Source organism: Mesorhizobium sp. L-2-11 (assembly GCF_016756595.1).
Taxonomy (GTDB): domain Bacteria; phylum Pseudomonadota; class Alphaproteobacteria; order Rhizobiales; family Rhizobiaceae; genus Mesorhizobium.
The window spans coordinates 4,279,104-4,297,061 of record NZ_AP023257.1; the positions used below are offsets into that span (position 1 = coordinate 4,279,104).

General features: G+C 62.7%; 17 protein-coding genes. 5 read left to right on the forward strand and 12 right to left on the reverse strand.

The features are described 5' to 3' along the window. Positions 1-3 precede the first annotated feature (3 nt). Positions 4-570 (reverse strand): 6-phospho-3-hexuloisomerase, encoded by a 567-nt coding sequence (gene hxlB, locus JG739_RS20545; protein ID WP_202367549.1) that lies wholly within the window; start codon positions 568-570, stop codon positions 4-6. Positions 571-725: 155 nt separating this feature from the next. Here hxlB and JG739_RS20550 point away from each other — a divergent pair, with 155 nt between their 5' ends. Further along, positions 726-1,748, forward strand: a complete 1,023-nt coding sequence (locus tag JG739_RS20550; RefSeq protein WP_202367550.1) for an aldo/keto reductase — start codon at positions 726-728, stop codon at positions 1,746-1,748. Positions 1,749-1,851: 103 nt separating this feature from the next. Here JG739_RS20550 and JG739_RS20555 read toward each other — a convergent pair whose 3' ends face one another. The 5 genes from JG739_RS20555 to JG739_RS20575 form a co-directional block, all read right to left on the reverse strand. Further along, complete coding sequence (locus JG739_RS20555; protein ID WP_023798342.1) at positions 1,852-2,124, reverse strand: HU family DNA-binding protein; 273 nt, start codon at positions 2,122-2,124, stop codon at positions 1,852-1,854. 252 nt (positions 2,125-2,376) lie between these two features. After that, positions 2,377-4,788, reverse strand: a complete 2,412-nt coding sequence (lon, locus tag JG739_RS20560) for an endopeptidase La (RefSeq protein WP_202363133.1) — start codon at positions 4,786-4,788, stop codon at positions 2,377-2,379. Positions 4,789-5,074: 286 nt separating this feature from the next. Beyond that, positions 5,075-6,349: an ATP-dependent Clp protease ATP-binding subunit ClpX gene (gene clpX, locus JG739_RS20565; protein ID WP_027155315.1), complete on the reverse strand. Its 1,275-nt coding sequence runs from the start codon at positions 6,347-6,349 to the stop codon at positions 5,075-5,077. A gap of 294 nt (positions 6,350-6,643) precedes the next feature. Beyond that, positions 6,644-7,273 carry an ATP-dependent Clp endopeptidase proteolytic subunit ClpP gene (gene clpP, locus JG739_RS20570; RefSeq protein ID WP_202363134.1) on the reverse strand — a complete coding sequence of 210 codons (630 nt, stop codon included), beginning with the start codon at positions 7,271-7,273 and terminating at the stop codon, positions 6,644-6,646. Between the two features lie 203 nt (positions 7,274-7,476). After that, positions 7,477-8,580: an NAD(P)/FAD-dependent oxidoreductase gene (locus JG739_RS20575; RefSeq protein WP_202363135.1), complete on the reverse strand. Its 1,104-nt coding sequence runs from the start codon at positions 8,578-8,580 to the stop codon at positions 7,477-7,479. 183 nt (positions 8,581-8,763) lie between these two features. Here JG739_RS20575 and JG739_RS20580 point away from each other — a divergent pair, with 183 nt between their 5' ends. After that, on the forward strand, positions 8,764-10,026 hold the full coding sequence (locus JG739_RS20580; protein ID WP_202363136.1) for a cytochrome P450: 1,263 nt from the start codon (positions 8,764-8,766) through the stop codon (positions 10,024-10,026). Here JG739_RS20580 and JG739_RS20585 read toward each other — a convergent pair. From JG739_RS20585 to JG739_RS20605, 5 genes are all read right to left on the reverse strand, one after another. Next, positions 10,016-10,366, reverse strand: coding sequence for a cupin domain-containing protein (locus tag JG739_RS20585; RefSeq protein ID WP_202363137.1), 351 nt, complete (start codon positions 10,364-10,366; stop codon positions 10,016-10,018). The two genes, JG739_RS20580 and JG739_RS20585, sit on opposite strands and share 11 nt — an antisense overlap. 20 nt (positions 10,367-10,386) lie before the next feature. Beyond that, positions 10,387-11,667, reverse strand: coding sequence for an O-acetylhomoserine aminocarboxypropyltransferase (locus JG739_RS20590; RefSeq protein ID WP_202363138.1), 1,281 nt, complete (start codon positions 11,665-11,667; stop codon positions 10,387-10,389). 304 nt (positions 11,668-11,971) lie between these two features. Next, on the reverse strand, positions 11,972-12,493 hold the full coding sequence (locus JG739_RS20595; RefSeq protein WP_202363139.1) for a CoA-binding protein: 522 nt from the start codon (positions 12,491-12,493) through the stop codon (positions 11,972-11,974). Positions 12,494-12,647: 154 nt separating this feature from the next. Next, entirely contained in the window at positions 12,648-13,070 is a 423-nt protein-coding gene (locus tag JG739_RS20600) for a VOC family protein (protein WP_202363140.1), read from the reverse strand. Between the two features lie 15 nt (positions 13,071-13,085). After that, positions 13,086-13,907 carry an enoyl-CoA hydratase gene (locus JG739_RS20605; protein WP_202363141.1) on the reverse strand — a complete coding sequence of 274 codons (822 nt, stop codon included), beginning with the start codon at positions 13,905-13,907 and terminating at the stop codon, positions 13,086-13,088. Between the two features lie 349 nt (positions 13,908-14,256). Here JG739_RS20605 and JG739_RS20610 point away from each other — a divergent pair, with 349 nt between their 5' ends. The 3 genes from JG739_RS20610 to rpsI all read left to right on the forward strand — a co-directional run bounded on the left by JG739_RS20610 (position 14,257) and on the right by rpsI (position 16,751). Further along, the gene (locus tag JG739_RS20610) at positions 14,257-15,471 is read left to right on the forward strand and encodes an integrase core domain-containing protein (protein ID WP_202362542.1); all 1,215 of its coding nucleotides are present in this window, start codon (positions 14,257-14,259) and stop codon (positions 15,469-15,471) included. Positions 15,472-15,802: 331 nt separating this feature from the next. Beyond that, complete coding sequence (rplM, locus tag JG739_RS20615; RefSeq protein WP_023798353.1) at positions 15,803-16,267, forward strand: 50S ribosomal protein L13; 465 nt, start codon at positions 15,803-15,805, stop codon at positions 16,265-16,267. 1 nt (position 16,268) lies between these two features. Further along, positions 16,269-16,751 carry a 30S ribosomal protein S9 gene (gene rpsI / locus JG739_RS20620; RefSeq protein WP_027155304.1) on the forward strand — a complete coding sequence of 161 codons (483 nt, stop codon included), beginning with the start codon at positions 16,269-16,271 and terminating at the stop codon, positions 16,749-16,751. A gap of 279 nt (positions 16,752-17,030) precedes the next feature. Here rpsI and JG739_RS20625 read toward each other — a convergent pair whose 3' ends face one another. Next, entirely contained in the window at positions 17,031-17,933 is a 903-nt protein-coding gene (locus JG739_RS20625; protein ID WP_202363142.1) for a LysR family transcriptional regulator, read from the reverse strand. Between the last annotated feature and the right edge of the window lie 25 nt (positions 17,934-17,958).

The window sequence follows — 17,958 nt, forward strand, 5'->3', positions numbered from 1 at the left end:
TGCCTACTCCATATTGGTATGGCGGGCGCGCATCGCTTCGGACGACATGCCGGTGATTGTCTTGAGCTTCAGCACCATGACCTCGAACAGAACGAACAGCGCGCCTTCGAACACCGAGCCCATCGGCAGGACCGATGTCTTTTCCGGCCCCTGGTCGTCCGCCATGGTCTGAGCCGGGATGAGCAAGGTGAAGTCGGCAAGTCTTGCAGCGCTGCTCTCGCCTTGCGCGGTCAGCAGCAGGACGGTTGCACCGGCTTCACGGGCGACCTGCATCAAGGTCAGCACGGTCGATGTCTCACCCGGACCGGAGCTGACGAGAAAGACATCGCCGGCGCCCAGCGGCGGCGCGGTCATGTCGCCGACCACCGACACCGGCAGGCCGAGATGGTGGAGACGCATGGCGAAACCCTTGACCTGCAGCGCCTCGCGGCCGCAGCCATAGACGACGATCTTGTTCGCGCCAGCCAGCATGGCGCAGGCGGTATCGATACGGCTCTCGTCCGCCCGCGCCAGCACGCTTCCAATCTCGTCGAGCGCAGTTCTGAACAGGTTTTTGCCGGCATTCGTCATGGCGGGTCCACCAGCTTGCACGTTCTCTCTGAACAGCTTGTTTTTGCTCATGCTATCACCGCGAAAATCCGTGTCCAACGGTGCGAGGTGCTTTTGCAGCGCCACAGGCATGGTAGGTAGTGTCGGGACAACCGGAAATGAGAAAACGGCAGCATATGAAGACACGGCATTTCGACCGCATCGGCAATGGCGGCATCGCGTTCACAGAACTTGGCTTCGGCACGGCGCCGCTTGGCAACCTCTATCGCGCCGTTTCCAACGAGGATGCCAACGCCACCCTGGAGGCTGCGTGGCGGGTCGGCTGCCGCTACTACGACACCGCGCCGCTCTACGGGCTTGGCCTGTCGGAAACGCGGCTCAATCCGTTCCTGCGCTCGAAAAAGCGCGACGACTATGTGCTGTCGAGCAAGGTCGGCCGCATCATGCGCGTCTGCCCGCCGGACCAGCGCACCGGCATCGGCAAGTTCTTCGACACGCCGTCGCGCCGCGAGGTCTACGACTACAGCTATGACGGCGTCATGCGCTCCTTCGAAGCCTCGCTGGAACGCCTCGGCGTCGACCGCATCGACATTCTCTTCGTGCATGACGTCGACGTCTTCACGCATGGCAGCAAGGAGGCCGCGGACCAGCGCATCGAGGAGTTCATGCGTTCGGGCTATTACGGGCTGCTGTCCCTGCGTGACCAGGGCGTCATCAAGGCGTTCGGCGGCGGCATCAACGAATGGCAGGTTGCCCAGACACTTGCCGAGCGTGGCGACTTCGACCTTTTCCTGCTTGCCGGGCGCTATACGCTGCTGGAGCAGGAGGCGCTGCAATCCTTCCTGCCGCTATGCCAGAAGCGCGGCATCGGCATCGTTCTCGGCGGGCCGTACAATTCCGGCATCCTGGCAACCGGTCCGAAGCCTGGCGCCTATTACAATTATACCGAGGCGCCGCAGGACATCATCGACCGCGTCACGCGCATCGAGGCTGTCTGCAAACGCCACGGCGTGCGCCTGATCGAGGCGGCACTGCAATTTCCGCTGCTGCACCCTTCGGTCGTGTCGGTGATCCCCGGCGGCCAGCGGCCGAGCGAGGTCGAAAGCAACCGGTCGCTGCTCGACGCGAAGCTGCCACCGGCACTGTGGGCCGATCTCAAGCAGGAAGGGCTGATGCGCGCCGATGCGCCGACGGCATAGAGCCTGCGCCTCGACGGTTGCCGGCGAGACAAAAGGTCGGGCGCAAAGGAAAAGCCGGGGCATGCCCGGCTTTTCTGATCTCTGAAAAGGGTGAGAAGGCCGCTTAGTTGACTGCGTCCTTGAGGCCCTTGCCGGCCGAAAACTTCGGCACGGTGCGGGCCGGTATCTGCACTTCGGCGCCGGTCTGCGGATTGCGGCCGGTCGAGGCAGCGCGTTTTGATACGGTGAAATTTCCGAAGCCGACAAGCCGGACATCGCCGCCCTTCTTCAGTTCGCCGGTGATGACGGAGAACACCGCATCGACCGCCGACTGCGCGTCACCCTTCGAAATACTCGCGGCATCGGCGACAGCGGACACCAGTTCGTTCTTGTTCATAAAAATTCCCTTCCTTGAGAAACCGGAACGTACGACTCATCCGGCAGGAAACGGACTTTAGAAAGAAGCGCTTCCGCAACCAAGTCGAAAAGCGCCAAAAGAGTCGAAAAAACCCCGGAATTCCGGGGTTTTTTCATGAAAAAGCCGGGCGCTGGGGCCCGGCTCTCTGTTGTGCATTGCAACTTTAGCACGATCTAATGCACTCATTCGCGTCAGAGCGTCCTTTGCGCGTGCAACTGGACGCGCGGCGCTCTAATGAGCCAACAACTTGCCGGCGTCGTCTGCGCCATCCGCCGCAGCCGGCGCATTGGCCGGTTCGACCCAGTCGATCGGCTCCGGCATATTCACCAGCGCATGGCGCAAGACTTCACCGACCCGCGCGACCGGAACGATCTCCATACCGTTCTTCACGTTGTCCGGAATCTCCGCCAGATCCTTGGCGTTGTCTTCCGGGATCAGCACCTTCTTGATGCCGCCGCGCAGTGCAGCAAGCAGCTTCTCCTTGAGCCCGCCGATCGGCAGCACCCTGCCGCGCAGCGTGATCTCGCCGGTCATCGCCACGTCCGCCCTGACCGGGATGCCGGTCAGCACCGAGACGATCGCCGTCGCCATCGCCACACCCGCCGACGGTCCGTCCTTGGGCGTTGCGCCCTCGGGCACGTGGACGTGGATGTCGCGCTTGTCGAACAGCGGCGGCTCGACGCCGAAATCGAGAGCCCGCGAGCGGACGTAGGAGGCCGCCGCCGAGATCGATTCCTTCATCACGTCGCGCAGATTGCCGGTCACCGTCATGCGGCCCTTGCCCGGCATCATGACGCCTTCGATCGTCAGCAGCTCGCCGCCGACTTCCGTCCAGGCGAGCCCGGTGACGACGCCGACCTGATCGTCGGCCTCGACCTGACCGAAGCGGAAGCGCGGAACACCAAGGTAGTCGGCGAGATTGTCCGCCGTGATGTCGACCGTCTTCTTCTTCGTCTTCAGGATCTCGGTCACCGCCTTGCGGCCGAGCTTCATCAGCTCGCGCTCCAGGCTCCTGACGCCCGCTTCACGGGTGTAGGTCTGGATGATGCCGCGGATCGCGTCCTCGCCGACGGAGAACTCCTGCGGCTGCAACGCATGATCGCGGATCACCTTCGGCATCAGGTGGCGCTTGGCGATCTCGATCTTCTCGTCCTCGGTGTAGCCGGCGATACGAATGATCTCCATGCGGTCCATCAAAGGCGCCGGGATGTTCAACGTGTTCGCCGTGGTCACGAACATCACGCTCGACAGGTCGTATTCGACCTCGAGATAGTGGTCCATGAACGTCGAGTTCTGCTCGGGATCGAGCACCTCGAGCAACGCCGACGACGGGTCGCCGCGGAAATCCTGGCCCATCTTGTCGATCTCGTCGAGCAGGAAGAGCGGGTTGGATTTCTTCGCCTTCTTCATCGACTGGATGACCTTGCCGGGCATCGAGCCGATATAGGTGCGCCGGTGACCGCGGATCTCGGCCTCGTCGCGCACGCCGCCCAGCGCCATGCGGATGAACTCGCGGCCGGTCGCCTTGGCGATCGACTTGCCGAGCGAGGTCTTGCCGACGCCGGGAGGTCCGACGAGGCACAGGATCGGCCCCTTCAGCTTCTTCTGGCGGCTCTGCACGGCGAGATATTCGACGATGCGGTCCTTGACCTTGTCGAGGCCGAAATGGTCGGTGTCGAGCACGTTCTGCGCGAAGGCCAAATCCTGCTTGACCTTGGAGTTCTTGCCCCACGGTATCGACAGGATCCAGTCGAGATAGTTGCGCACTACGGTCGATTCAGCCGACATCGGCGACATCGTCCGCAGCTTCTTCAGTTCGGCTTCCGCCTTTTCGCGGGCCTCCTTGGAGAGCTTGGTCTTCTTGATGCGCGCCTCGATCTCGGCGGCCTCGTCGCGGCCGTCCTCGCCCTCGCCGAGCTCCTTCTGGATCGCCTTCATCTGCTCGTTGAGGTAGTATTCGCGCTGCGTCTTCTCCATCTGGCGCTTGACGCGCGAGCGGATGCGCTTCTCGACCTGAAGGACGGAGATTTCGGCCTCCATGAAGCCCATCGCCTTTTCCAGCCGCTCCTTGACCGAAAGCGTGGCCAGCATCTCCTGCTTCTCGGGGATCTTGATGGCAAGATGCGAGGCAACCGTATCGGCGAGCTTGGAATAGTCGTCGATCTGGCTGGCGGCACCCACCACTTCGGGCGAGATCTTCTTGTTCAGCTTGACGTAGTTCTCGAAGTCGGTGACGACGGAACGAGCCAGCGCCTCGACTTCGACCTCTTCCTCATCCGGTTCGACCAGCGCTACGGCGCGGGCCTCGTGGAAATCGGGATGGTCGGTGAACGAAACGATTTTCGCGCGCGAGGCGCCTTCGACCAGCACCTTGACGGTGCCGTCCGGCAGTTTCAGCAACTGCAGCACATTGGCGAGCGTGCCGATGTCGAAGATCGCATCGGACTCGGGATCGTCATCGGCGGCATTCATCTGGGTCGCAAGCAGGATCTGCTTTTCCTGACCCATCACCTCTTCCAGCGCCTTGATCGACTTTTCACGCCCGACAAAGAGCGGAACGATCATGTGCGGGAACACCACGATGTCGCGCAGTGGGAGGACTGCGAAGACGCCGTCGCTGGGAGCCTTGGATATTTTGGCCATTGTCCAACCTTTCATGTCGCGGCCGCCAATCGGCCAACCGCGAATCTCATATTAGCAACCGGGGATGGTTCCGCCTACCACCGTTTGTGACGGGAGTTTTACAGCACAGAATTCGGCACCTCGGCCTTCCCGCATTAGTTGGAGGCACGCGGGGCAAAGATCAAGGGTCGACACGAAACCGTTCATCTGATCCGTCACAATCCCTTCATCATAGCCTGCCCATCCGCAACGACAAAACGGCGCCTCGCGGCGCCGTTTGTAGAACTCCACCACAGAGGGGGTCACGTCAGGCGCTGACGTTGCCCTTCTTTTCCTTCTGCTCGGAATAGATGTAGAGCGGCCTGGCGTTGCCGGACACCACCTCTTCCGAAATAACCACTTCGCGCACGCCTTCCAGCGCCGGCAGCTCGAACATCGTGTCGAGCAGTATCGCCTCCATGATCGAGCGCAGGCCGCGCGCGCCGGTCTTGCGCTCGATGGCGCGCTTGGCGATGGCCGACAGCGCATTCTCGTGGAAGGTCAGGTCGACATTCTCCATCTCGAACAGCCGCTGGTACTGCTTGACCAGCGCGTTCTTCGGCTCAGTCAGGATCTGGATCAGCGCCGGCTCGTCAAGGTCCTCCAGCGTTGCCAGGACCGGCAGACGGCCGACGAACTCGGGAATGAGGCCGAACTTCAACAGATCCTCAGGCTCGACCAGGCGGAAAACGTCGCCGGTGCGGCGATCCTCGGGCGACGCGACGGTGGCGCCGAAGCCGATCGAGGTCTTACGGCCGCGATCCGAGATGATCTTGTCCAGCCCGGCGAACGCCCCGCCGCAGATGAACAGGATGTTGGCGGTGTCGACCTGCAGGAATTCCTGCTGCGGATGCTTCCTGCCGCCCTGCGGCGGCACCGAAGCGACCGTGCCTTCCATGATCTTCAACAGCGCCTGCTGGACGCCCTCGCCCGACACGTCGCGGGTGATCGAGGGATTGTCCGACTTGCGCGAAATCTTGTCGATCTCGTCGATGTAGACGATGCCGCGCTGGGCGCGCTCGACGTTGTAGTCGGCCGACTGCAACAGCTTGAGGATGATGTTCTCGACATCCTCGCCGACATAGCCGGCCTCGGTCAGCGTCGTTGCATCGGCCATTGTGAACGGCACGTCGATGATGCGGGCCAGCGTCTGCGCGAGCAGAGTCTTGCCGCAACCGGTCGGGCCGATCAGCAAAATGTTGGACTTCGCCAGTTCGACGTCGTTGTTCTTGCCGGCATGCGCGAGCCGCTTGTAGTGGTTGTGGACGGCCACCGACAGCACGCGCTTGGCGTAGGGCTGGCCGATGACGTAGTCGTCGAGAACCTTGAGGATCTCCTGCGGGGTCGGCACGCCCTCGCGCGACTTCACCATCGAGGTCTTGTTCTCCTCGCGGATGATGTCCATGCAGAGCTCGACGCATTCGTCGCAGATGAACACCGTCGGGCCGGCGATCAGCTTGCGCACTTCGTGCTGGCTTTTGCCGCAAAACGAGCAATAAAGCGTGTTCTTGGAATCACCGCCGCTGTTGCCGACCTTGCTCATTTTCATGTCCTTTCATAGCCGCCCGCCGATGGTCTGGTTGAAAGGGCGCATAACTCAATCTATCGCGGGAAATCGCCGCCGCCAGTATTCCGGCTCCCGCAACGCATTCCATACGAAACACATATCAGAAAACGTCGCAATGATTCGCATCAACCCCGCACAAAGCTAAGCCGTCGAAAATCAAGATAGGCTTAACGTAGGCAATCGCTCCCGTCGAGGGAACAGCCAATTGTGGCCGAAATGCCGCAAGCGGCATCAAAAGCGTGTTTTCGCACAATCCAACTGCCACCGGGCTTATATGGCAAGACCCTCGAGCGGCTCACGCGACGAAATGACCTTGTCGATGAGGCCGAAATCCCTGGCCTCGTCGGAGGTCATGAAATGGTCGCGGTCGAGCGTCCTTTCAATCTCGTCGTAGCTCTTGCCGGTGTGCTTGACATAGACCTCGTTGAGACGCCGCTTCAGCTTGATGATGTCCTGGGCGTGGCGCTCGATGTCGGAAGCCTGGCCCTGAAAACCACCGGAAGGCTGGTGAACCATGATGCGGGCGTTCGGCGTGGCGAAGCGCATGCCCTTCTCGCCGGCGGTGAGAAGCAGCGAGCCCATCGAGGCGGCCTGGCCGATGCACAGCGTCGCCACCGCCGGCTTGATGAACTGCATGGTGTCGTAGATCGCCATGCCCGAGGTGACGACGCCGCCGGGCGAATTGATGTAGAGGTTGATTTCTTTCTTCGGATTCTCGGCTTCGAGGAACAGCAGCTGCGCGCAGACCAGCGTCGCCATGCCGTCCTCGACCGGACCGGTGATGAAAATGATGCGCTCTTTCAGGAGCCGCGAGAAAATGTCGTAGGCCCGCTCGCCGCGATTGGTCTGCTCGACCACCATCGGAACGAGGTTCATGTAGGTTTCGACGGGGTTCTTCATGGACTATCCCTTATTGAAGATGGGATTCCGGCGCCGGGAGATGAGCAAGTCGGGCAGAATCGGTTCTGGATCGTTACCTGTAAATAGGATGTCGGCTCACCCTAGCGCAAGGCCGCACCTCCTAGCCATCCGGTTAAGTCGAATCAAGCTATCTGCACAGAATTCGCCCGAAGCTACATGCCAGGCGCGATGTCGGGACCAGGTCAGACCGCCTCGGCCCGCAGCCACGCCTTTAAGCCCGCAACGTCGCCGTTGCCGAGGCAAGCCGCAACGCGCCTGCCGACCGCCGCACCAAACTTGTAGCCGTGGCCGGAGCAGGCCGAGACGACAAGGCATTTGCCCTTCTCATGCGCCAGGAACTTTTCGTCGGCGGTGAAGGTGTAGGCGCAGGTGACGACCTCGGTGACCTTGTATTCCTCGACACGGGCGATCGGCGGCGAAAACAGGTTGCGGATTGCCTCGCCCTCGCCCGCCACCGGCTGGCGGTTCCAGTCGGCGTCGCTGGTCGGCACCCTGTGCAGCCCCGAGCCGAATTTCATGCCGGCGCCTCCGGAGGGCGGGATCACGTAGCCGTCGACGGCGCCGCCGACATCGAGGATGACCGGGGCCGAATGCCACGCCGCCTTCAGATCCGCCGGCGGTTCGACATAGGCGAGCGCGGTGCGCCAGGTCTTCAGGTCGCCGCCCAGCTCCGGAAACAGTTTCAGCACCCAGGCGCCGGCGGCGACGACGATGCGGTCGGCCTGCATCGTCTCGCCGCTTTCAAGCATGAGGCGGCCAGCCTCGGCGTCGACTTCCACCACCTTGCTGTTCTCGTAGACATTGGCGCCGGTTCTCCGCAGCCATTCGGCGAGGCGGAAGGCAATCTTGCGACAATGCAGCGCGCCGCCCTCCGGCGAAAAATACGCGTAGCGGAACGAGCCGGGCTGCAGGAACCGCCAGCGCTTGGCCGCAGCGTCCGGCTCGAACAGTTCGATCGGATAGTTCCCGGCTTCCATGCCCTCGCGGTATTCCTCGGCTTCGTCTCCCGGCTCGCGCGAAATGCAGATGAAGCCGCGCGGGTCGAGATGGTTCTCGCCGAGATCGGCCCACATCTCGTCCCAGGCCTGATAGGCTTCGGTGATCAGCCGGCCATAACCCGAGGCTGCGCCATAGGCGCGGCGGATGATGCGGTGATGGTCGCCCGAGGCGGCAAGCGGATTGGGAATCGGTCCCTGCTCGACGATCGAGACCCGGTGCCCGGCCTTGACCAGCGACCAGGCCGTCGAAAGTCCCGCAATGCCTGCGCCAATCACGATCACATTCATCAAGTCCTTCTTTCCGCAGCCGCGCCGGCTGGCTCAATGCGCTTTTGTGCATGTCATTGTCCCAAAACCGCTTCACACCCTCGGGTCAGGCCCAAGGGCATGCTTTTGGGCGACATGCATCGGATCACCGGGCGCCAACATACGGTCTGGCGCCAGGCTGGCAAGCCGCGCTAATTGTCTGGTATGACCGACTTGACGCCGTGGCTTGCCTTCGATCCCTCCACGCGCCGGCTGCGGCTGGATCCGCATGAGCCGGCTTTCTTCCAAAATCCCTACGCCGCCTATGCCTTCATGCATGGCGCCTCGAATGTCTTCTTCTGGGAAGAGTTCGGCTTCTGGTGCTTCGGCGGCTTCGACGACGTCAGCCGGCTGCTGCGCGACCGCCGCTTCGGCCGCCACAACCCGGCCGGCATCCCGGACAGAGGCGGCTTCGGCGAGGACCGCACCCATCTCAGCAGCTTCGACGGCATCGAGGCCAATTCGATGCTGGAGCTGGAACCGCCCGTTCACACCAGGCTCAGAACGCTGGTCAACCGCGCCTTCGTCTCGCGTCAGGTCGAGCGGCTGAGGCCGCGCGTCGAGGCGTTGGCCAACGAGTTGATCGACCGTTTCGAACCGGGCCAGGTCGACCTGCTGCCAGCCTTCTCATCGCCTTTGCCGATCACCATCATTGCCGAAATGCTCGGCGTGCCGGTCGAGATGGGACCGCAACTCCTCGACTGGTCGCATCGGATGGTCGCCATGTACATGCATGGCCGCACCCGCGAAACGGAAGAGACGGCCAATCGCGCGGCGCGGGATTTTTCGGATTTTTTGCGCGGCCATGTCGCTGAACGACGGAAGAAACCCGGCGACGATCTGTTGTCGCTGCTGATCTCGGCGCAGGAGGACAACCAAAAACTCTCGGAGGACGAACTGGTGTCCTCGGCCATCCTGCTGCTCAATGCCGGGCACGAGGCGACCGTCCACCAGACCGGCAATGCGGTGCGCGCGATCCTCGCGCAAGGCGGCGACCCGCGCCGCTTCTTCCCTACGCCGCAAACGACCACCGCCACGGTCGAGGAATGCCTCCGCTTCGACGCGCCGCTGCACATGTTCACGCGTTATGCCTATGAAGAGATCGAGGTCGTTCCAGGCATTCTGGTGCGGCCGGGCGAGACGATTGGCCTGCTGCTCGGCATGGCCAATCACGACCCGGCGGCGTTTGCCGAGCCCCTCGCCTTCAGGCCGGATCGCACCGACCAGAAGAACGTCTCGTTCGGCGCCGGCATTCATTTCTGCATCGGCGCGCCGCTCGCCCGGCTCGAATTGCAGGTATCGCTGAAAACCTTGTTCGACCGGCTACCGCGGCTCTATCTGGCCGAACAGCCGCGTTTTCGCGACACCTGGCATTTCCACGGGCTGGAAAGGCTCGCCGTGCACACTGGAACAATGATCAAAGCTTGATCACATACTCCTTGCGTGTTGTTTCAAGCACTTCCCAGCTTCCCTTAAAGTCAGGCCTGAGCACGAAACTGTCGCCGGCCCTGACGGTGCGCGCCTCGCCGCCCTCCTCCGATATCACCGAGACGCCGGAAAGAATGTGGCAGAACTCCCACTCGTCATACTCGATGCGCCATTTGCCCGGCGTCGCCTCCCAGATGCCGGCATAGAGGCCGCCGTCGCGCTCCTCGACATTCCAGGTGCGGAATTTTGGTTCGCCTGAAATCAGGCGATCCGGCGCCGGCGCGCCAGGTTCCGGCTCGACGCTGTCGACATCGACGGAGAGGAATTTTGGCGCGGTCATGGGGACACCTCCAGCGGGGATCAGACCTTGGCGAGAGCCTGTTCCAGATCGGCGACGATGTCGTTGACATCCTCGATGCCGACCGACAGCCTGACCGTATCCGGCCCAGCGCCGGCGGCGACCTTCTGTTCGTCGGACAGTTGCCGATGCGTGGTCGATGCCGGGTGGATGACCAGCGACTTGGTGTCGCCGACATTGGCGAGGTGCGAGAACAGTTCGAGCGCCTCGACGAACTTGATGCCCGCAGCGTAGCCGCCCTTCAGGCCGAAGGTGAACACGGCACCGGCGCCGAGCGGCGAATATTTTTTCTGCAGCGCGTTGTTGTTGTCGCTGGGCAGGCCGGGATAGGACACCCAGGCGATCTTTGGGTGGTTGGACAGCCAGCCGGCGACAGTGACCGCATTGTCGCAATGGCGCTGCATCCGGAGCGGAAGGGTTTCCAGCCCGGTCAGGATCAGGAACGCATTGAAGGGCGAGATCGCCGGGCCCATGTCGCGCAGACCAAGCACGCGCGCGGCAATGGCGAAAGCGAAATTGCCAAAAGTTTCGTGCAGGACGAGGCCGCCATATTCGGGGCGCGGCTCAGACAGCATTGGATATTTGCCGGATTTCGACCAGTCGAAGGTGCCGCCGTCGACAATCGCGCCGCCGATCGAATTGCCGTGGCCGCCGATGAACTTGGTCAGCGAATGCACGACTATGTCGGCGCCATGTTCGATCGGCCGCACCAGATAGGGCGAGGCCAGCGTGTTGTCGACGATCAGCGGCAGGCCGTGCCTGCGGGCGATGTCGCCGATCTTCTCGATGTCGACGAAGACACCGCCCGGATTGGCCAGGCTTTCGATGAAGATCGCCTTGGTCTTTTCGTCGATCTGGCTTTCGAAGGTCGAGATGTCGTTGGTGTCGGCCCAGCGCACCTGCCAGCCGAAATTCTTGAAGGCGTGGCCGAACTGGTTGATCGAGCCGCCGTAAAGCCTTGTCGCGGCGACGAAATTGTCGCCGGGTTGCATCAGGTTGTGGAACACCAGCACCTGCGCTGCATGGCCGGACGCCACCGCCAGCCCCGCCGTGCCGCCTTCGAGTGCCGCAATACGCTCCTCCAGCACCGCCTGCGTCGGGTTCATGATCCGGGTATAGATGTTGCCGAAGGCTTTTAGCCCGAACAGCGAGGCAGCATGGTCGGCATCGTCGAAGACAAAGGAGGTCGTCTGATAGATCGGCGTGGCACGCGCGCCGGTCGCCGGGTCAGGCTTGGCGCCGGCATGGACGGCGAGCGTGTTGAAACCGGGCGTGCGGGTCATCGAAGATCTCCCCTGGTGGGTGAATGGTGAGTAATGAGTAATGAGTAGTGAGTAGTGAGTAGTGAGTAGTGAGTAGTGAGTAGTGAATGGTGAATGGTGAATGGTGAATGGTGAATGGTGAATGGTGAATGGTGAATGGTGGATGGTGGATGGTGGATGGTGGATGGTGGATGGTGGATGGTGGATGGTGGATGGTGGATGGTGGATGGTGGATGGTTGGGCAGCCTCAACCCGATTGCAAGCGGCTCATATGGCGCTGCGCCCGCCTTCCAGAAAAATCCTTCAATTCACTATTCACTATTCACTACTTCCTGCGGACTCCAAAACTCTGGAATCCCGGCCGCATCAGCGGCTTCTTCGACGACAGCACGCCTGAGTTGACGCCGGTCCAGCCGATCTCGCCCGACAGCTTGCCATATTCGATTTTTGGGCAGCGGTTCATCACCACCTTGATGCCGGCGGCCTCGGCGCGTGCGGCTGCCTCGTCATGGCGCACGCCAAGCTGCATCCAGATGACTTTCGGCAACGGATCGAGCCGCAAGACCTCGTCGACGACGCCCGGCACCGCCGCGGAGCCGCGAAAAACGTCGACCATGTCGATCGGCTCTGGAACATCGGCGAGCCTGGCATAGGTCATCCGGCCAAGGATTTCCTTGCCGGCCTGGCCGGGGTTGATCGGGAACACCGAAAAGCCCTTGCCCAGCAGGTATTTCAGCACGAAATAGCTCGGTCGCACATCGTTGGCGGACGCACCGACCATGGCGATGGTCTTCACCGCATTGAGGATGCCGGCGATATAGGCGTTGTCGTAGGCGTCGTGGTTCATGCCTCGTCCTCATACAGAGCTTCGGCGAGAAAACCATCCGGATCGTTGCAGAAACCGGCCAAAATGTATCGTGGAAATCGGTCCGGTCGAGGCCGAGCCGGCTGATGCGGAACAACCGCAGTCGCGTCAGTGCGTTTCGATACTGGCAGTGGAATCAGCCCGGCAGCGAGATGCTGCCGTCTTCCGCGATCGGAAAAGCCGGATTGTGCGCCACTTCCCAGACATGCCCTTCCGAGTCGGCGAAATAACCATACCAGCCGCCCCAGAAGGCGCGGCCGGCCGGCTTGACGATGCGGCCGCCGGCCTTCTCGGCCATCGTCAGCACGTCATCGACCTCCGCGTCGGAGCGAGTGTTGTAGGCGAGGTAAATCGCCGACGGCGCCTTGCCGAACGCAATGCCTGAATCCGCTTCGGCGCTTGCGCGCGGGAACAGCCCGAGAATGACGCCGCCCATCTGGAAGAAGGCGACGCCGTCGGTGATCCCGGCATGACGGGTGAGGCCCATCGCCTCGTAGAAGCGCGTGGCGCGCTCGAGATCGTCGACGGCAATGGTGATGATGGAGATGCGAGGCTCCATGTCTATTCTCCGTCCCTATTCGTCCGACCATTGCGGCTTGCGCTTGCCGATGAAGGCGCCGATGCCCTCTTCCGCGTCGCGCGCCAGCATGTTGTCGACCATGACGCGGCCGGTATAGGCATAGGCCTCGGCCAGCCCCATCTCGGCCTGCGCGTAAAAGGCTTCCTTGCCGGTCGTGACGACCAAAGACGATTTGGCGGCAATGGTTTGCGCGTATTTGGTGACAATCTGATTGAGATATTCACGCGGAACGACGCGGTTGATGAGGCCGAATTCCTTTGCCGTCGCCGCATCGATGGTCTCGCCGGTCAAAAGCATCTCCATCGCCTGCTTGCGCGAAACGTTGCGCGACAGCGCCACCATCGGCGTCGAGCAGAACAGGCCGATATTGACGCCCGGCGTGCAGAAGGTCGCCTCGTGCGAGGCGATCGCCAGATCGCAGCTCGCGACCAGTTGTGCCCCGGCCGCCGTCGCCAGGCCATCGACCTCGGCGATCACCGGCCTGGGATGGCGCACGATCGCCTGCATCAGTGCCGCGCAAGCGGAAAACGTCTCCTCGAAGAACGCCTTGCCGCGATCGGCATCGCTGCGGCGCGCGGTCATTTCCTTGAGGTCGTGTCCGGCGCAGAACACTTTTCCGGCTGCCGCCAGGACGATGACGCGGACGGATCTGTCTGATTTGGCGCGGTCGAGCTCCGCCATCAGTGCTGCCATGACCGCCAGCGACAGCGCATTGGCCGGCGGATTGGCGAGCGTGAGGCGGAGAACGCCCTTTTCCAGCCTCGTGACGACAGGACCTTCGGCAGCAGCCGGCTTGATGGCGACGATTTCAGCCATTTTTCAAACCTCTTCCCATGTCTCCCACCCTCATCATTGGCCAGCGGCATCGGATTCGCCGGCCATGGAACAAAAGAACTAGCACGCTGCCGATTGAAGAACAGGCTTGAGACGTGTTTTCTCGGGTGGCGGCCGCGGCATCTTGCATGCATCTGCTCACCATGCCGCCCGGTTGAGGTCGGTTTCAGTGCAATCGCTTCAGGTCTGCGCCGCCCCTCATCGCCCTGCCGGGCACTTCTCCCCGTATAGGGACGGGGAGAAGGGAGCCTTGTCCGAACCGGATAGATAGGTAACAGAGTAGACCGATTGCATAGGTGACAGTTTTCTTGTCCGCCGGGAGGTACCGGCGATGGTTTGGCGAGAGACTGACATCATGGACGAGCGGTTGAGGTTTATAGTGGATTGCCTTTCGGGAGAGGAGACGATGACGGCTGTTTGCGAGCGGTACGGGATATCGCGCAAGATCGGCTACAAGTGGCTTGGTCGTTACCGGGAGTTCGGCCCGGAAGGTTTGCATGATCTGCCGCGAGCGCCGCTCAATCACGGCCGCGCGACCGCTGCCGATCTGGTTGAGCGGATCGTTGCGCTGAAGGAGGCGCATCCGGCATGGGGGCCCAAGAAGATCATCGGGCGGCTCAAGCGTGAGGCGCCGTCGCACCCGTGGCCGGCGATCTCGACGGCCGGCGAGATTCTGAAGCGCCACGGCCTTGTCGGCCGGCGGCGGGGGCGCTGGAGAGCTGTGGGCAACGGCCCCTGGCCAGATGCGCAAAGGCCGAATGCGGTGTGGACGGGCGACCACAAGGGCTGGTTCCGGACCCGTGACGGGTGGCGCTGCGAACCGTTGACAGTGCTGGATGCGTGGAGCCGCTACCTGTTGGCGCTCGAAGCGACGGGTTCGACGGCAGATGAGGAGGCCTGGCCGGTGTTCGAACGGCTGTTTGAGGAGCATGGTCTGCCGGATCGGTTCAGAAGCGACAATGGTTCACCCTTCGCGTCGGCCGGCGTCACCGGGCTGACGCCGCTTGCGGTGCGCTTCATCAAGCTCGGCATCGCGCTGGAGCGGATCGCGCCCGGCAAGCCTCAGCAGAACGGCTGCCACGAGCGCTTTCACCTGACCATGTTGCCGCTGGCCAAGGCGCCTGAGATCGACAGACAGGCGCAGAGCCAGGCTTTCGACGCCTTCCGTCGCGAGTACAATGAGGAGCGTCCGCATGAGGCGCTCGGCATGGACACGCCGGCCGAATACTACCGCGGTAGCGAGCGGCAAATGCCGGCCAACGTGCCCGAGCCCGACTATCCGGCCGAGGCCGCAGTCAGGCGCGTGCGCAACAATGGCGCGATCAAGTGGCAGGGCGGCGAGATCTATGTCTCGGCCTCGCTTGCCGGCGAGCCGGTCGCCGTCGAAGAAACCGAAACCGGCGAATGGGCCTTACGCTTCTACGCCCACCCGCTCGGCCACATCGATCTCAAGCGAATGCGCCTGGTCCGCCGCAGCGCCTTGCAACCCCGACCAGCCGGCGCTGCGGCGGACACCACTGCGCAGGAGAAGGGGGGAAAACTGTAACCTATGTATCCGGTTCAAACTGTTACCTATCTATCGGCTGGACACCGGCAGGCGGATGAGGGGCGGCGCCGACTTCGATAAACCCGCGGTGGTAAAATAATACCTATCATCCAATCCTTTGTTTTTGCTTCATTTTCTGCGATACTAGTCTTTTCACCAGCCTTGACGCGCTGACCGCCCTCGCCTATAAGCGCTCACGGAACAGCGGCCCGCAAAGGCCGCCGTTTTGTTATTGGCGGCGGGCGAGCGCTCGGCGTCAATCCAAGCAACAAGAAACGCCTTTCCTTAGTCGTTCGTCGATGGGGAAGGTCCGAACCGAAAGCGACAATCCATGGCAACCTTTTCGCAGAAGCCTGCGGATGTGGTGAAGAAGTGGGTGCTGATCGACGCCGAGGGTCTCGTCGTCGGCCGACTCGCCACTGTCATCGCCAATCATCTTCGCGGCAAACACAAGCCCACCTTCACCCCGCATGTCGACGACGGCGACAACGTCATCGTCATCAATGCCGACAAGGTGGTGTTCACCGGCAAGAAATTCACCGACAAGGTCTATTACTGGCACACCGGCCACCCCGGCGGCATCAAGGAGCGCACCGCGCGCCAGCTGCTCGAGGGTCGTTTTCCCGAGCGTGTCGTCGAGAAGGCCGTCGAACGCATGATCCCGCGTGGACCGCTCGGCCGTCGCCAGATGAAGAATCTCCGCGTCTATGCAGGCACGGAACATCCGCATGTCGCCCAGCAGCCCGTCACGCTCGACGTGGCCAAGCTGAACGCCAAGAACAAAAAGGTTTCGTAAAATGGCTGAGCTTTCCTCGCTCGCAGAACTCGGAACTGCCACCGGCAACACCAACACGCAGCCGGCTGCACCCGTTCATGTCCAGAAGCTCGACAAGTCGGGCCGCGCCTATGCCACCGGCAAGCGCAAGAACGCCATCGCCCGTGTCTGGGTGAAGCCCGGCTCCGGCAAGATCGTCGTCAACGACAAGGTGTTCGCCGAATATTTTGCGCGCCCGGTCCTGCAGATGATCCTCAACCAGCCGATCATCGCCGCCAACCGCGCCGGCCAGTACGACATCGTCGCCACGGTCATCGGCGGCGGGCTTTCCGGCCAGGCCGGTGCCGTGCGCCACGGCATCTCCAAGGCGCTGACTTATTACGAGCCGGCGCTGCGCGGCGTGCTCAAGAAGGGCGGCTTCCTGACCCGCGACAGCCGCGTCGTCGAGCGCAAGAAGTACGGCAAGGCGAAGGCCCGCCGCTCGTTCCAGTTCTCGAAGCGCTAAGCACCCGCTTCAGCTTCAGACAGTCGAAAAGGCCGCCTCCGGGCGGCCTTTTCTTTTCGTGCAGAGCTATTACCCACCCGCGCCTGCGCGCGACCCCCCCATCAAGGGAAGGTAGGAGGTCGCGGCAGTTTCCCGCTCGCCGAACGGTCTGCAAAAGCCGGCCGGGTGACGGAACGATGGTCCGAATGTAAGGCGCGACGCCCTACCTCCCCTCAATGGGGAGGTCGGCGCGCAGCGCCGGGTGGGGTGACGGCGCCGGGCGCAGTTCATGCCTGGCGCTCAGGTCCGGCTGTCCCTGATAAAATCGATAAACGCCCGCAACGGCGCCGGCACGAGACACCGACCGGGATAATAGAGGAACGGCCCGGGGAAGCTCTGCCACCAAGGTTCGAGGACGGGTTCGAGCACACCGCTCTCAAAGTAGGGGCGAAGCCAATCCTCGAACAGTGTGACAATGCCGGTACCGGCGATGGCAGCATCGACGGCGAGATCGGCCGCTCCGCCCAGGGTCACGAGAAGCGGCCCCGTCGGATCGACCCGCACCACCTCGCCGGCACGCTCGAATTCCCACGGCGGCATCGCGCCGCTGGCGAAGCGGCCGCGCAGGCAGGCGTGGCCGAGCAGGTCGCGCGGGTGTTCAGGCCGGCCATGGCGATCAAGGTAGGCAGGGCTGGCGGCGGTGGCAAAGCGCTGCAGGCGCGGTCCGATCGGCACCGCGATCATGTCCTGTTCCAGCCGCTCGTCATAACGGATCCCGGCATCGCAGCCGGCCGCCAGCACGTCGACAAAGCTCTCTTCGGCGATCACCTCCAGCCGGATGCCGGGATAGGCAGCGAGAAACCCCGGGACGATGCCGGGCAGCACCAGTCGCGCCGCGCTGACCGGAACGTTGAGGCGCAACGTACCTGCCGGCCTGTCGCGGAAGCCATTGACAACGTCGAGGGCCGATTCCACCTCGGTCAAGGCTGGGCCGAGCCGAGCCAGCAAGCTCGCGCCCGCTTCGGTCAGGACGACGCTGCGGGTCGTCCGGTTGAGCAGCCGGACTCCGAGCTGCGTCTCGAGGCGGCGCACCGCCTCGCTGAGGCCCGACGCACTGCCGCCGCTGGCGCGGGCGCCATCGCGAAAGCCCTTGGCCCGCGCGACGGCCACGAAGGCGTTCAGGTCTCCGAGGTCGATCCTCATTGTTCGATTTTCTGTACAGCCCGTG

Bases quoted from the DNA above. Each gene is read 5' to 3' on its own strand.
- hxlB (WP_202367549.1), bottom strand. From the start codon at position 570: ATGACGAATGCCGGCAAAAACCTGTTCAGAACTGCGCTCGACGAGATT.
- JG739_RS20550 (WP_202367550.1), top strand. From the start codon at position 726: ATGAAGACACGGCATTTCGACCGCATCGGCAATGGCGGCATCGCGTTC.
- JG739_RS20555 (WP_023798342.1), bottom strand. From the start codon at position 2,124: ATGAACAAGAACGAACTGGTGTCCGCTGTCGCCGATGCCGCGAGTATT.
- lon (WP_202363133.1), bottom strand. From the start codon at position 4,788: ATGGCCAAAATATCCAAGGCTCCCAGCGACGGCGTCTTCGCAGTCCTC.
- clpX (WP_027155315.1), bottom strand. From the start codon at position 6,349: ATGAGCAAGGTCGGCAACAGCGGCGGTGATTCCAAGAACACGCTTTAT.
- clpP (WP_202363134.1), bottom strand. From the start codon at position 7,273: ATGAAGAACCCCGTCGAAACCTACATGAACCTCGTTCCGATGGTGGTC.
- JG739_RS20575 (WP_202363135.1), bottom strand. From the start codon at position 8,580: ATGAATGTGATCGTGATTGGCGCAGGCATTGCGGGACTTTCGACGGCC.
- JG739_RS20580 (WP_202363136.1), top strand. From the start codon at position 8,764: ATGACCGACTTGACGCCGTGGCTTGCCTTCGATCCCTCCACGCGCCGG.
- JG739_RS20585 (WP_202363137.1), bottom strand. From the start codon at position 10,366: ATGACCGCGCCAAAATTCCTCTCCGTCGATGTCGACAGCGTCGAGCCG.
- JG739_RS20590 (WP_202363138.1), bottom strand. From the start codon at position 11,667: ATGACCCGCACGCCCGGTTTCAACACGCTCGCCGTCCATGCCGGCGCC.
- JG739_RS20595 (WP_202363139.1), bottom strand. From the start codon at position 12,493: ATGAACCACGACGCCTACGACAACGCCTATATCGCCGGCATCCTCAAT.
- JG739_RS20600 (WP_202363140.1), bottom strand. From the start codon at position 13,070: ATGGAGCCTCGCATCTCCATCATCACCATTGCCGTCGACGATCTCGAG.
- JG739_RS20605 (WP_202363141.1), bottom strand. From the start codon at position 13,907: ATGGCTGAAATCGTCGCCATCAAGCCGGCTGCTGCCGAAGGTCCTGTC.
- JG739_RS20610 (WP_202362542.1), top strand. From the start codon at position 14,257: ATGGTTTGGCGAGAGACTGACATCATGGACGAGCGGTTGAGGTTTATA.
- rplM (WP_023798353.1), top strand. From the start codon at position 15,803: ATGGCAACCTTTTCGCAGAAGCCTGCGGATGTGGTGAAGAAGTGGGTG.
- rpsI (WP_027155304.1), top strand. From the start codon at position 16,269: ATGGCTGAGCTTTCCTCGCTCGCAGAACTCGGAACTGCCACCGGCAAC.
- JG739_RS20625 (WP_202363142.1), bottom strand. From the start codon at position 17,933: ATGAGGATCGACCTCGGAGACCTGAACGCCTTCGTGGCCGTCGCGCGG.